We start from the raw sequence: 13,236 nt of genomic DNA, 5'->3' as shown, positions 1-13,236 counted from the left end.
GGCGGCCCGGGGAGGCGTCCTCGGCCCGGAAGGGCGCCCTCGGCCCGGGAAAGGCGTCCTCAGCCCGGGAAGGCCCGTTCGAAGGCCTCGCGGGGTTCGGGGGAGCGGTCCAGGATCCCGAACACCACCTCCTCGAACACCCCTGCGAAGCGGCCGGTCAGCAGCCCCCGGAAGGCCTCCGCCACCTGCGCCGGGTCGTTGCGGAACACCCCGCACCCCCACGCCCCCAGTACGAGCCGTCCGTAGCCGTGCAGGGTCGCGACCTCCAGCACCCGCTCGGCCCGCCGGGCCAGGGCGCCGGGGATCTCGTGGGCCCGCTCCGGCTCCTGGCGGCGGATCGTGCCCGCGTTCGGGGCCGGGGAGGTGAGGAAGCCGGCACGGAACGGGACCTCCAGCAGCTCGCCCCGGTCGTCGCGGAAGACGGGCACCCCCGGCGAGTGAATCACCCGGTCGGTGTAGAAGGTGCTCTTCCCCTCGCGGTGCACCTCGTAGTACTCCGGGGCCTCCAGGAGGGTCTCGTAGAGGGCCGACGCGCGGCACAGCGCCTCCTCCTGCGCCTTGGCCCCGCGCACGTACCCGCCCCCGGGATTGCGGGCCGATGCGAAGTTCAGGACGGCGACCGGGCCGCGCCCCGCGAGGCGACGGGCTGCGACCGTACTGCTCTCCCCCGTCACCTCGAAGACGGTCTCGGCGGCACCCCCGATGGACTCTCCGCCTGGAATGACCTGGTTTGGCCCATATATTCTGGTTCCGGCCTTGGCTTCCGCCAGGTCGGCGGCGAGGGAGATCCGCCGCCCCGACCGCGTCCGGTACCCCCCGGCCGCCAGGATCAGCGCGTTCTCCCGCGCGATTTCACGCAATCTGCTGCTCACGTCGCCATCCTCGGCGCGGACCGCCGGGAGGGCAAAGGCATTTGTGCCCCGGGCACGGGTAGGCAGGGGTGACATCACTGCCGATGACAGGAGGCGAGGTTCCGGTCATGACCGAGGACTCACCCGCTCCCCCAGCGCAGGACTCTGCCCATCCGCCGCTCACCGAGGCGGCCGCCGAGGACCTGGTCCACGGCATCTGTTTCAAGACCGGCCCGCCCCGGCTGGTCGGCGCCGAACTGGAATGGCTGGTGCTCGACGCCGAGCGGCCGTGGCTGCCGCTGCCCCCCGAGCGCCTGACCGCGGGCCACGAGGCGGCCCGCGCCCTGTCCCTGCGTTCCCGCCTCACCGTCGAGCCGGGAGGCCAGCTGGAGCTCAGCTCCGCCCCGGCCGCCTCCCTCACCGACTGCGTGGACGGCCTCCAGGCCGATCTGGCCGCCGTCCGCGCCGCCCTCGGCGACCGCGGCCTGGCGCTGCGGGGCCTCGGCCTCGATCCGCGCGGACCGCAGCGCCGCCTGCTGGCCAGCCCGCGCTACGAGGCCATGGAGGTCTACTTCGACCGGACCGGCCCCGCCGGCCGCGCCATGATGCGCTCCTCCACCTCCGTCCAGGTCTGCGTGGACGCGGGCCACGAGGAGCCCGGCCCGCTCGGGCACGGCCGGCGCTGGCGGCTCGCGCACCTGCTGGGCGCCGTACTGGTGGCCGCCTTCGCCAACTCCCCCGCGCACGAAGGCCCGTACCGGGGCTGGAAGTGTGCGCGGCAGGGCATCTGGAGCGACATCGACACGCGCCGCTCCCTCGCCCCACCGCTGGACACCGAGCCCCGCGCCGCCTGGACGCGGCACGCGCTCGACACCGAGGTGATGTGCGTACGGGCCTGCGGGGACGGGTCCTGGGCGGTGCCGCGCGGGCTCACGTTCCGCGACTGGCTGCGCACCGGCGGCAGCCGCCACGGCCTGCGCCGGCCCACCGCCGAGGACCTGGAGTACCACCTCACCACCCTCTTCCCGCCGGTCCGGCCCCGCGGCCACCTGGAGCTGCGGATGATCGACTCGCAGCCGGGCGAGGACGGCTGGCTGGTGCCCGCGGCCGTCACCCACGCGCTCTTCGACGACCCGGAAGCCGCCGAGACCGCCTACCGGGCCGTGAAGGCCCTGGCCGACGCCTACGGCTGCGCGCGCGCCCCGCGCAACGCCCTGTGGCACACCGCCGCCCGTGCGGGACTGGCCGACCGGGACCTGCGCACGGCCGCCACGGCCTGTTTCGAGGCGGCGGGCGAGGCACTGCCGCGGCTCGGGGCGAGCACGCAGGTCCGGGACACCGTCGGCGCCTTCACCGAACGGTACGTACGGCGCGGCCGCTGCCCGGCCGACGACGCCGGGGAACACGAACTCCTGCACACCGCCGGGAAGGGACAGCGCCCGTGACCACCGAGACCCACCCCGAGACCGGTACCGGGCAGCTGCGGGAGCGGGCCGTCGCCGCCCTGACCGCGGCCCGCGCCCGGACGGCCGCCCTGACCGACGCCGTCGACGACCGGGACCTGACCGCGCAGCACTCCCCCCTGATGTCCCCGCTGGTCTGGGACCTGGCGCACATCGGGAACCAGGAGGAGCTCTGGCTGCTGCGCAACGTGGCCGGCCGCGCATCGATGCACCCCGAGATCGACCCGCTGTACGACGCCTTCGAGCACCCCCGCGCCGAGCGGCCGAAGCTGCCCCTGCTGGGCCCGGAGGCGGCCCGGTCGTACACGGCCGAGGTCCGCGGACGCGTCTTCGACCTGCTGGAGCACACCCCGCTGGAGGGCACGCCCCTGCTCGACGGGGGCTTCGTCTTCGGGATGATGGCCCAGCACGAACAGCAGCACGACGAAACGATGCTGATCACTCATCAGCTCCGGGCGGGCGCGCCCGTACTGACCGCGCCCGACCCCGGGCCGCCGCCGGGGCCGCCCCCGGCCACGGCCGAAGTCCTGGTACCGGGCGGCCCGTTCACCATGGGCACCTCCGCCGAGCCCTGGTCGCTGGACAACGAACGGCCCGCGCACACCCGGGAGACCGACCCCTTCTGGATCGACACGGTGCCGGTCACCTGCGGCGCGTTCCAGGCCTTCATGGCCGACGGCGGCTACGGTGAGCGCCGCTGGTGGGCCGAGGCCGGCTGGGAGCAGATCCGCACGCACGGCATCGAGGCCCCGCTGTTCTGGCACCACGAGGGCGGGCAGTGGCTGCGCCGCCGGTTCGGGGTGACCGAGCCGGTGCCCGAGGACGAGCCGGTGCTGCACGTCAGCTGGTACGAGGCGGACGCGTACGCCCGCTGGGCGGGCCGACGGCTGCCCACCGAGGCGGAGTGGGAGAAGGCCGCCCGGTACGACCCGGCCACCGGCCGCTCCCGCCGCTACCCCTGGGGCGACGCCGACCCCACCCCCGCGCACGCCAACCTGGGCCAGCGCCACCTGCGCCCGTCCCGCGCGGGCGCCCATCCGGCCGGTGCTTCCCCGCTCGGGGTGCGCCAGCTGATCGGCGACGTGTGGGAGTGGACGGCGTCGGACTTCCTGCCGTACCCGGGGTTCCGCGCCTTCCCGTACCGCGAGTACTCGGAAGTGTTCTTCGGGCCGGAGCACAAGGTGCTGCGCGGCGGCTCCTTCGCGGTGGACCCGGTGGCCTGCCGGGGCACCTTCCGCAACTGGGACCTGCCCGTGCGGCGGCAGATCTTCTCCGGCTTCCGCACGGCGAGGGATGTCTGATGTGCCGTCACATAGCCTTTCTGGGGCCGCCCATATCCCTGGGGCGGCTGCTCATCGAGCCTGAGCACTCGCTGGTCCGGCAGTCCTGGGCGCCGCGCCGGCAGCGGTTCGGCACCGTGAACGCGGACGGCTTCGGGGTGGGCTGGTACGCCGAGGGCGATCCCGTCCCGGCCCGCTACCGGCGGGACCAGCCGATCTGGGGCGACCCGGGATTCCCCGACCTCGCCCGGGTGGTGCGCAGCGGGGCCTTCCTCGCCGCCGTGCGGGACGCCACCGTCGCCGGGTCGGACGGGGAGGCGGCCGCCGCCCCCTTCGCCTCGGGGCCCTGGCTGTTCAGCCACAACGGGAGCCTGCGGGACTGGCCGGACTCGGTCGCCGAGGCCGCCTCCGCGCTATCGCCGCAGGAGCTGCTGCAGCTGGCCGCGCGCACCGATTCGGCGCTGGTGTGGGCGCTGGTGCTGCACCGGCTGCGGCAGGGCGACGACCTGGGCACGGCCCTGGCGGAGGCGGTCCGCGAGCTGGCCGGCGCCGCGCCGGGCTCCCGGCTGAACCTGCTCATGACCGACGGCGCGGCCATCGCCGCGACGGCCTGGGGGGACTCCCTCTGGTACCTCTCCGATCCGCCTGCGGGGCGGGTGGTCGTGGCCTCCGAGCCCTACGACGACGATCCCCGCTGGTACGAAGTGCCCGACCGGACCCTGCTGAGCGCCACCCCCGCCCGGGTCACCCTGACCCCCCTCAAGGAGACCAGCCCGTGAACGACTTCCAGATGACCCGGACCCTCGACGAGCACGCCGCCGAGGCCGCGCTGCGCACCGACGTGCTGAGCGGACTGACCCGCTTCCCCAAGGAGCTGCCGCCCAAGTGGTTCTACGACGCCCGGGGCAGCGAGCTCTTCGAGGAGATCACCCGGCTTCCCGAGTACTACCCGACGCGTGCCGAGCGGGAGATCCTGCTGGAGCGGGCCCAGGAGATCGCTTCCGTGTCCGGGGCGCGCACCCTGGTGGAGCTGGGTTCGGGTTCCTCGGAGAAGACCCGGCACCTGATCGAGGCGATGCCCGCGCTGGAGACGTACGTCCCGGTGGACGTGAGCGAGAGCGCGCTGACCGGCGCGGCCGAGTCGCTGCTGGCGGAGCATCCGCGGCTGAGGGTGCACGCGCTGCTGGCGGACTTCACCCGGCCGCTGCGGCTGCCGGAGTCGGCCGGGCCCCGGCTGGTGGTGTTCCTGGGCGGCACCATCGGCAACCTGCTGCCGCCCGAGCGGGCGGTGTTCCTGGCGTCCGTACGGGCCATGCTCTCGCCCGGCGACGCCCTGCTGATGGGCACGGACCTGGTGAAGGACGAGGCCGTGCTGGTGGCGGCGTACGACGACGCCCGGGGGGTGACGGCGGAGTTCAACAAGAACGTGCTCGCGGTGATCGACCGGGAGCTGGGGGCGGATTTCCACACCGCCGACTTCGCCCACGTGGCGGTGTGGAACCGGGAGCACGAGTGGATCGAGATGCGGCTGAGGGCCCGGGAGGCGGTGACGGTGAAGGTCCGGGCGCTGGACCTGGTGGTGCCGTTCGAGGCGGGTGAGGAGATCCTGACGGAGATCTCCGCGAAGTTCCGTCAGGAGGGGGTGCGAAAGGAATTGGCTGAGGCCGGACTGGAGTTGACCCAGTGGTGGACGGACTCGGCGGGACGTTTCGCGCTGTCCCTGTCCGTGGCGGACGGGGTGGTCGCCGGCTCGGCCGGCTGATGCGGCACGGGTGAGGGGCGCTGCTGTGCGGGTACGCCCGCCAGCAGGTCCCGCCCGCCGTGCGACCACGGCTCCCGCTCGCGGCCCGGCTCCCGCGCCCGCTCGCTTTCGCGGTCGTTTTCCCGCTCGCGGCCGCGGTCCGGCTCGGCTCCGTCGAGTACGGCCAGCCGGGCCGCCGCGGCGAGTTCCCGCCGGTCCGGGTGACGGTCCGGCGGGATGCGCGCGAGCAGCCACACCTCGGCGCGGACCCCGCGGGCGCGGGCGATCCGCCACAGGGAGGCGGTCAGCGGGTCGTCCCCGACGAAGGCGGGCGCCCCGGCGACCTCCCCGTCCGCCAGCCGGTAGCGCAGCCGCACCGGCTGTACGGGAACCCGCGCGTCGAGCGCCGCCTGGAAGGCGGCCCGCCGGAAGGGCCCCTGGGCGCGCCCGCACCAGGTGGAGCCCTCGGGGAAGACGGTGACCCGGTCCCCGGCCAGCAGGGCCCGGGTGACGGTCGCGACGGTCTCGGGCAGGGCCCGGATCCGGTCGCGTTCGATGAACAGGGTCCCCGCCCGGGCGGCGAGGGCGCCGAGCACCGGCCAGGCCCCGATCTCGCTCTTGGCCAGCATCCGGGACGGCAGGACGGCCGTGACCAGCGGGATGTCCAGCCAGGAGATGTGGTTGGCGACGATCAGGCGGCCCCCTTCCCCGCCGGGGGCGCCGTGCACGGTGATCCGTATCCCCAGGGCCCGCAGGAGCGCGGCCGACCAGGCCCTGATCAGGGCGCGGCGGGGGCGGACGGGGAGCATCCGCACCGGTGCCGCGGACGGGACGGCGAGCAGGAACAGGGCGAGGGCGGTGGCGAGCCGCAGCACCGCCCTCGGGATCCCCGCCGCCCGTCCCGGGTGGTCCGCGCAGGCCTGCGGGGTACAGGGCGCCGTGGGCAGCCAGACGCTCATGCGCCCGGGGCGAGCGAGAGGAAGTGGTTCAGGTAGCGCGGGTTGGTCCGGCGCAGGGAGAGCAGTACGTACAGGTCTGCGCAGCCGAATCCGGCGTCGAGGGCGGGCTCGCCGCAGACCCAGGCGCCCAGGCGCAGGTAGCCGCGCAGCAGCGGCGGGAGCTCCATGCGTCCGGGGACGGTGACGCCCTGGGGGCTCCAGGGGAGGTGGGGGGCGACCCGGTACTCCTGCGGGGCGAGGTTGCGGGCCAGGACGGTCTCCCGGGTGGCGGCGGCCAGCACCCCGCCGTCGGCCAGCGGGATCGAGCAGCAGCCGGCCAGCCAGTTGTGGCCGGAGCGCTCCATGTAGCGGGCGAGCCCGGCCCAGATCAGCGCGATGACGGCGCCGTTGCGGTGGTCGGGGTGGACGCAGGAGCGGCCGACCTCGACGAGGTCGGGGCGGATCGGGGCGAGGGCGGAGAGGTCGAACTCACCCTCCGAGTAGAGGCGGCCGGCGACGGCGGCGCGTTCGGGCGGGAGCAGCCGGTAGGTGCCGACGACCTGCCCGCTCTCCTCGTCGAGGACGAGGAGGTGGTCGCAGAAGGCGTCGAAGGAGTCGGTGTCCAGGCCCGGCTCGGGGCCGTCGAGGCGGGCGCCGAGCTCACCGGCGAAGACCTGGTGGCGCAGGCGCTGGGCGGCGCGCACCTCGTCCTCGTCACGGGCGAGGCGGACCGCGTACCGGGGGGTGGCCGGGGCGGGCGGTGCGAGGGGGGACGGTGCGGGCGGCGCGAGGGGGGACGGTGCGAGGGGGGACGGGGACAGGGGTGCGATGGTCATGGCTGCTCCTGATCCGGGCACGTGGAGCCGGGCCGCAGGTGGGCGGGCCCGGCTCCTTTACTTCTTCCGTGACCGGCTGGATTCGACATGACCGCTCAGCGGCACTTGGATGTGCGGACGCTGAACTCAGCGGACCGGGGCTCCGGCGTACGGGTGTCAGCGGTCGGAGCTGAGGACCCTGCTGACGGTGTCGGAGGCCGTCTTCGCCGCCGCCGCGGCGTCCTGGCCGCTCAGGACGGCCGTCATGTACGCCTTGATGGGGTTCTTGGCCTCCACCTCCGCCCAGCGCGCGGACTTGGGGGTGGCCCGGCCCTGGGCGGCGCCGGGGGCCATGGCGGCGGCGCCGTCGTTTCCGGCGACGACGTGCGCGAGGGTGGTCTTGTTGGGGACGTAGCTCATCGTGCGGGCGAGTTCGGTCTGCCACTTCTCGCTGACCAGCGCGGTGATCAGGTCGACGGCGTGGGCGCGCTGCCGCGTCTTCTCCGGGATGATCAGGTCGGAGCCGCCGGTGAAGACGGCCCCGGGCTTCTCGGGCGTCTTGCCGGGTATGGGGAAGAAGCCGAGCTTGCCCTTGAGGGCGGGGTTGGCGGCCTCGATCTGGGCGGCCTGGCCGGGCGGGGCGATGATCTGGGCGACCTGGCCGCGGGCGAAGACCTCGGACTGCGGGGGCGTCTCCTCGTCGGCGCCCTTGGGTCCGTCGCCGAGGCCCTGGAGCTGCTTGTAGAAGTCCATTCCGGCGAGGGCCTTCTCGTCGTCGAGGGTGCCGACCCACTGGCCGCTGGTCTCCACGGCGAGGTCGCCGCCCTCGTCCCAGATGAACCCGGCGAGGACGTACCAGTTCTGGCCGGGCAGGTAGATGCCCTGCTGGTCGCCCTTGTCGAGCTTCTGGGTGTCGGCGATCCATTCCTGGCGGCTCTTGGGCGGGGTCTTGATCCCGGCGCCCGCGAACAGGTCCTTGTTGTAGATGACCACCCGGTTGGCGGCGTACCACGGGACTCCGTACTGGGCCCCGTTGATGCTTCCGGGGTCGGAGAGGCCCTTGAGCCAGTCCTTACTGCCCCATTCGCGCAGGCCCTCCAGGGTGAGCTCGGAGAGGCCGCCGGTCTCCACGTACTGGGCGACCTGGGTGTTGCCGACCTCGATGACGTCGGCGCTCTCCCCGCCCTTGCCCGCGAGGACGGCGTTGACCTTGCCGCCGATGCCCTTCCACTCCTGGATCTTCACGTCGAGGTCGATGCCGGGGTGTTGCCTCTCGAAGTCGGCGGTGAACTTCGCGATGAAGTCGTCGGAGGCGCTGCCCTTCATCAGCCAGAGGGTCACCTTCTCGGAGCCGCCGCCCGAGCCGGCCGACTGGCCGCCGCAGCCGGTCAGTGCGGCAGCCGCCGCGAGCGCCGTACACACGGCGAGGGAGCGCATCTTCACGAGGGTCACGGGGGTCACCTTCTGGGGATGGATCTCAGATGGCTTGAAATTGGCATAGACCAATGGGTGGGTCAACCCCCTTTCACCCGGGACTGTTCACGCAAAGTTCGCGGACCCGGCCTTACTGGGGCACCGTGGAACAAGGCAACAGCGACGACTGGCGGGAGAGCACCGTGTCCAACCACACCTACCGGGTGACCGAGATCGTCGGCACCTCCCACGAGGGCATCGATCAGGCCATCCGGAACGGTCTGGCCCGTGCGGGCCAGACCCTCCGGAACCTGGACTGGTTCGAGGTCACACAGATGCGCGGGCACATCGAGAACGGGCAGATCGCGCACTACCAGGTAGGCCTGAAGGTGGGCTTCCGCCTCGACGGCGAGGACTGACGGGCGCTGGAGCCTGGATCGAGGGCGACGGTTGCGAGCACGGCGAGGCCGCGGCGGGCGTCGGCGACGCGGGCCGTCCTGCCGGGCGGGTCCACGCGGGCAGGGCACAGGCGCTCGGGTCCACGCGGGCAGGGCACAGGCGCGCGAGTCCACGCGGGCAGGGCACGGGCGCACGAGTCCACGCGGGCAGGGCACAGGCGGGTGGGCGCAGGCGAGTGGGGCGGAGGCGGCCACCGCGGCGTGCGGCGGCCGCCGGCGCTCAGGTGCGGCCCTCGCCCTCCTGGGCGTCCTTGAGCTCCGGCGCCTCCGCCGCCCAGTCCGCGAGGACCACCCGGAAGCCGGCTGCGCGGGCGGCCTGGCAGACGAGTTCGTCGTCGTCGACGAGCATGCGCACCTCACGGCCCCGGGCGAGCCGCTGGAGCACCTCCAGCTTGGTCTGCCGGGCCGGCCGCCGGTCCTGGTTGCCGCGCATCCATATCCTGCCCCCGGGCAGGCCGTGCCGGACCAGCCAGTCCTCGGTGTCCGCCCGGCACCGCTCCGGCCGGCCGGTCAGGTACACGACCTCGCAGTCGGCCGCGCTCTCCACCGCGAGCGCGATGCCGCGCGCCAGCGGCGGATCGGCCGGGGCCGCGCCGAAGAAGCCCTCCCAGTCACGCGGCCGGCCTTCCAGGAAGTGCTGGCGGTGGCCGGTGTCGGCCAGGGTGTTGTCGATGTCGAACACGGCCAGCGGGCGGCGGGATGCGGTCTCGGTCATGACGGCAGCGTAGGCGCCGCCACCGACAGCGGGAACCGAGCGGGCGGGACCGGTCCCGGAGGGGGCTCCGGCCGTCCCGTGCCGGGAATCACCACCGGCGCCACGCGTTGAGACCTGTGTGATCACAAGAATTTCGATCCTGGACCGGTCCCGCACCCGCGAAGGGCACCCCGCCCCCGAGGCGCTGCGCGACACCGTGGAACTGGCCCGCGCGGCGGAGGAACTCGGCTACCACCGCTTCTGGGTGTCCGAGCACCACAGCGTGCCCGGGGTCGCGGGCTCCGCCCCCACCGTCCTGGCCGCCGCCGTGGCCGCCGCGACCCGGCGGATCCGGGTCGGCACCGGCGGGGTCATGCTGCCCAACCACCAGCCCCTGGTGGTCGCCGAACAGTTCGGGGTCCTGGAGGCGCTGTTCCCCGCCCGGATCGACATGGGCCTCGGCCGTTCGGTCGGCTTCACGGGCGGCATCCGCCGGGCCCTGGGCCGGGACACCGGGGACGCCGACCGCTTCGAGGAACAGCTGACCGAGCTGCTCGGCTGGATCGACGGCACCCAGCGGGCCCACCCCGAGGTGCACGCCCGCCCCGCCGAGGGGCTGCGCATACCGGCGTACGTCCTGGCCACCGGCGAGGGCGCGGGGATCGCGGCCCGCGCCGGGCTGCCGCTGGTGGTGGGCGACCTGCGGGCCCGCGCCCGCGTCACGGAGGCGGTCGAGCGCTACCGCGCGGAGTTCCGTCCCTCCGCCCGGCGCTCCACGCCCTACGTGGTGGTGTCGGGGACCGTCGCGGTCGCCGCCACCGAGGAGGAGGCCCGGCGGATCCTGGTCCCGGAGGCCTGGTCGCTGRCCCACTCCCGCACCCGCGGCGCCTTCCCGCCCCTGCGCCCGGCCGCCGCGATCGAGGCGATGGAGATGACCCCCAAGGAACGGGAGCTGTACGAGGGCGCCCTCGCCGGGCACGTCGCCGGCACCGAGGAGCAGGTCGCGGCGGAACTCGCCCGGATCGCGGAGAGCACCGGGGCGGACGAGCTGCTCGTCACCACCTCCACGTACGACCGGACGGCCCTGCTGGACGGCTTCGCCCGGCTGGCCCGGATCGCCGGGCTGTCGTAGGGCCCTAAACTGGGGCGAATGCGCCACTCCCCCGATGCCCCCGGTCCCGCCGTCCCCGGTCCCGGTCCCGGCCGCGAGACCGTCGACCCCTGCGTACGGGTGCGGGGTGCCCGGGAGCACAACCTGCGCGGGGTCGACGTCGACATCCCCCGCGACACCCTGACCGTCTTCACCGGGGTCTCCGGCTCCGGGAAGAGCTCCCTCGCCTTCGGCACCCTCTACGCCGAGGCGCAGCGCCGGTACTTCGAGTCCGTGGCTCCCTACGCCCGGCGCCTCATCCACCAGATCGGCGCTCCGAAGGTGGACGCGGTGACGGGGCTGCCGCCCGCCGTCTCCCTGGAGCAGCGCCGCTCCTCCCCGGGCTCGCGCTCCTCGGTGGGCACGGTGACCCTCCTGTCCAACTCCCTGCGGATGCTGTACTCCCGGGCCGGTACGTACCCCCCGGGCGCGCCGCGCCTGGACTCGGACGCCTTCTCCCCCAACACCGCCGCCGGTGCCTGCCCTTCCTGCCACGGGCTCGGGCGGATCCACCGCACCAGCGAGGAACTCCTCGTACCGGACCCGGCGCTGTCGATCCGTCAAGGAGCCGTCGCCGCCTGGCCGGGCGCCTGGCAGGGCAAGAACCTGCGCGACATCCTGGAGGTGCTCGGCCACGACGTGGACCGGCCGTGGCGGGAGCTGCCGACGGCGGAGCGCGAGTGGATCCTGTTCACCGAGGAGCAGCCGGTGGTCACCGTGCACCCGGTGCGGGACGCCGACCGGATCCAACGGCCCTACCAGGGAACCTACATGAGCGCCCACCGCTACGTGATGCGGACCTTCTCGGACACCAAGAGCGCGACCCTGCGGGCTCGGGCCGAGAAGTTCCTCACCGACGCGCCGTGCCCGGTGTGCGAGGGGCGCAGGCTGCGGCCGGAGGCCCTGGCGGTGACCTTCGCGGGCCGCACGATCGCGGAGCTCGCGGGGCTCGCGCTCAGCGAGCTGGACGGCGTACTGGCGTCGGCCGGGACCGAGGACGAGGCGGCCCGGGTGCTGGCCGAGGACCTGCGCGGGCGGATCGCGCCCGTCGTGGAACTCGGGCTCGGCTACCTGAGCCTGGACCGGACCGCGCCGGCCCTGTCCGCGGGCGAGCTCCAGCGGCTGCGGCTGGCCACGCAGCTGCGGTCGGGGCTGTTCGGGGTGGTGTACGTCCTCGACGAGCCGTCGGCGGGACTGCACCCGGCCGACACCGAGGCGCTGCTCGGCGTACTGGACCGGCTCAAGTCGGCCGGGAACACCGTCTTCGTGGTGGAGCACCACCTGGACGTGGTGCGGCACGCGGACTGGCTGGTGGACGTCGGACCGCTGGCCGGGGAGCACGGGGGCCGGGTGCTGTACAGCGGACCGCCGGAAGGGCTCGCGGGGGTGGCGGAGTCGGCGACGGCCCGCCACCTCTTCCCGCGGCCGGAGGGGGCGGCGGACGCCCGGCCGGTCCGTACGGCCACCGGGACGGTCCGGGTCACCGGCGCCGACCGGCACAACCTGCGCGATCTGACGGTGGAGTTCCCGCTCGGGGTGTTCACGGCGGTGACCGGGGTGTCGGGTTCGGGCAAGTCCACGCTGGTGGGTCAGGTGCTCGCGCGGGAGGTCGACGGGCGGCTGGCGGAGGCGGACTTCCCGGTGCGGCGGCTGGTGGAGGTGGACCAGAAGCCGATCGGACGGACGCCCCGATCGAACCTGGCCACGTACACGGGGCTGTTCGACGTGGTGCGCAGGCTGTTCACCGCGCTGCCGGAGTCGAAGGCGCGCGGCTGGAAGGCGGGCCGGTTCTCCTTCAACGTGCCGGGCGGACGCTGCGAGACCTGCCAGGGCGAGGGCTTCGTATCCGTCGAGCTCCTCTTCCTGCCCAGTACGTACGCCCCCTGTCCGGTCTGCGCGGGCGCCCGGTACAACGCCGAGACGCTGGAGGTCCGGTACGCCGGGCTGGACATCGCGCAGGTCCTGGGGCTGACCGTGGAGGCGGCGGCCGTCTTCTTCGCGGACGTCCCCGCGGCGGCGCGCAGCCTGCGGGCGCTGGCGGACATCGGTCTGGGCTACCTGCGGCTGGGGCAGCCGGCGACGGAGCTCTCGGGCGGCGAGGCGCAGCGGATCAAGCTGGCGACGGAGCTGCAGCGGCTGCGCCGCGACCACACCCTGTACCTGCTGGACGAGCCGACGACGGGTCTGCACCCGGCCGATGTGCGGGTGCTGCTGGGGCAGTTGCACGGGCTGGTGGACGCGGGGCACTCGGTGGTGGTCGTGGAGCACGACATGGAGGTGGTGGCGGGCGCGGACTGGGTCGTCGACCTGGGTCCGGGCGGCGGCGCGGAGGGCGGCCGGGTCACGGCCTGCGGCCCGCCCGCGGAGGTCGCCGCCCGCGGCGAGGGCCGTACGGCCGGCTACCTGGCCCGCGCGCTGGGGCAGGCGTAGGCC

Annotated in this window: 11 protein-coding genes and 1 pseudogene; 7 read left to right on the top strand and 5 right to left on the bottom strand. The window is 74.3% G+C overall.

Annotation, left to right across the window (positions count from 1 at the left end; genetic code table 11):
• Positions 1-59: 59 nt before the first annotated feature.
• On the bottom strand, positions 60-872 hold the full coding sequence (locus tag AB4039_RS23185; RefSeq protein WP_442271708.1) for a TIGR02452 family protein: 813 nt from the start codon (positions 870-872) through the stop codon (positions 60-62).
• A 107-nt stretch (positions 873-979) separates the two neighbouring features.
• Here AB4039_RS23185 and egtA point away from each other — a divergent pair, with 107 nt between their 5' ends.
• The 4 genes from egtA to egtD are packed head-to-tail and all read left to right on the top strand — an operon-like array spanning position 980 to position 5,356.
• Positions 980-2,296: an ergothioneine biosynthesis glutamate--cysteine ligase EgtA gene (gene egtA, locus AB4039_RS23180; RefSeq protein ID WP_266846914.1), complete on the top strand. Its 1,317-nt coding sequence runs from the start codon at positions 980-982 to the stop codon at positions 2,294-2,296.
• Positions 2,293-3,615: an ergothioneine biosynthesis protein EgtB gene (gene egtB / locus AB4039_RS23175; RefSeq protein ID WP_266846915.1), complete on the top strand. Its 1,323-nt coding sequence runs from the start codon at positions 2,293-2,295 to the stop codon at positions 3,613-3,615. The genes egtA and egtB overlap by 4 nt, the downstream gene beginning before the upstream one ends.
• Positions 3,615-4,373, top strand: a complete 759-nt coding sequence (gene egtC, locus AB4039_RS23170) for an ergothioneine biosynthesis protein EgtC (RefSeq protein ID WP_266846916.1) — start codon at positions 3,615-3,617, stop codon at positions 4,371-4,373. Before egtB ends, egtC begins: the two co-directional genes overlap by 1 nt.
• A gap of 11 nt (positions 4,374-4,384) precedes the next feature.
• On the top strand, positions 4,385-5,356 hold the full coding sequence (gene egtD / locus AB4039_RS23165) for an L-histidine N(alpha)-methyltransferase (protein ID WP_442271722.1): 972 nt from the start codon (positions 4,385-4,387) through the stop codon (positions 5,354-5,356).
• Positions 5,357-5,763: 407 nt separating this feature from the next.
• Here the strand turns inward: egtD and AB4039_RS23160 are convergent.
• The 3 genes and pseudogenes from AB4039_RS23160 to AB4039_RS23150 all read right to left on the bottom strand — a co-directional run.
• Positions 5,764-6,144 (bottom strand): annotated as a pseudogene (locus tag AB4039_RS23160) (lysophospholipid acyltransferase family protein); the annotation flags it as partial.
• Positions 6,145-6,290: 146 nt separating this feature from the next.
• Positions 6,291-7,109 (bottom strand): GNAT family N-acetyltransferase, encoded by an 819-nt coding sequence (locus AB4039_RS23155; protein WP_442271707.1) that lies wholly within the window; start codon positions 7,107-7,109, stop codon positions 6,291-6,293.
• A 156-nt stretch (positions 7,110-7,265) separates the two neighbouring features.
• Complete coding sequence (locus AB4039_RS23150; RefSeq protein ID WP_442271721.1) at positions 7,266-8,531, bottom strand: extracellular solute-binding protein; 1,266 nt, start codon at positions 8,529-8,531, stop codon at positions 7,266-7,268.
• 173 nt (positions 8,532-8,704) lie between these two features.
• On the opposite strand from AB4039_RS23150, the gene AB4039_RS23145 reads away from it, so the two are divergent.
• Entirely contained in the window at positions 8,705-8,920 is a 216-nt protein-coding gene (locus AB4039_RS23145) for a dodecin (protein WP_030241592.1), read from the top strand.
• 259 nt (positions 8,921-9,179) lie between these two features.
• Here AB4039_RS23145 and AB4039_RS23140 read toward each other — a convergent pair whose 3' ends face one another.
• On the bottom strand, positions 9,180-9,674 hold the full coding sequence (locus AB4039_RS23140; protein ID WP_266846921.1) for a phosphatase domain-containing protein: 495 nt from the start codon (positions 9,672-9,674) through the stop codon (positions 9,180-9,182).
• A 118-nt stretch (positions 9,675-9,792) separates the two neighbouring features.
• On the opposite strand from AB4039_RS23140, the gene AB4039_RS23135 reads away from it, so the two are divergent.
• Both AB4039_RS23135 and AB4039_RS23130 read left to right on the top strand, forming a co-directional pair.
• The gene (locus tag AB4039_RS23135; protein WP_442271706.1) at positions 9,793-10,785 is read left to right on the top strand and encodes an MsnO8 family LLM class oxidoreductase; all 993 of its coding nucleotides are present in this window, start codon (positions 9,793-9,795) and stop codon (positions 10,783-10,785) included.
• An 18-nt stretch (positions 10,786-10,803) separates the two neighbouring features.
• Positions 10,804-13,233, top strand: a complete 2,430-nt coding sequence (locus AB4039_RS23130) for an excinuclease ABC subunit UvrA (protein WP_266846924.1) — start codon at positions 10,804-10,806, stop codon at positions 13,231-13,233.
• Positions 13,234-13,236 lie beyond the last annotated feature (3 nt).

This window comes from Streptomyces sp. M-16, assembly GCF_052114405.1.
Taxonomy (GTDB): domain Bacteria; phylum Actinomycetota; class Actinomycetes; order Streptomycetales; family Streptomycetaceae; genus Streptomyces.
This window is presented reverse-complemented; position numbering and strand designations above follow the sequence as displayed.

Excerpts from the sequence above, each read along its gene's own strand:
- egtA (WP_266846914.1), top strand. The coding sequence starts at position 980 with ATGACCGAGGACTCACCCGCTCCCCCAGCGCAGGACTCTGCCCATCCG.
- egtC (WP_266846916.1), top strand. The coding sequence starts at position 3,615 with ATGTGCCGTCACATAGCCTTTCTGGGGCCGCCCATATCCCTGGGGCGG.
- egtD (WP_442271722.1), top strand. The coding sequence starts at position 4,385 with ATGACCCGGACCCTCGACGAGCACGCCGCCGAGGCCGCGCTGCGCACC.
- AB4039_RS23155 (WP_442271707.1), bottom strand. The coding sequence starts at position 7,109 with ATGACCATCGCACCCCTGTCCCCGTCCCCCCTCGCACCGTCCCCCCTC.
- AB4039_RS23140 (WP_266846921.1), bottom strand. The coding sequence starts at position 9,674 with ATGACCGAGACCGCATCCCGCCGCCCGCTGGCCGTGTTCGACATCGAC.
- AB4039_RS23130 (WP_266846924.1), top strand. The coding sequence starts at position 10,804 with ATGCGCCACTCCCCCGATGCCCCCGGTCCCGCCGTCCCCGGTCCCGGT.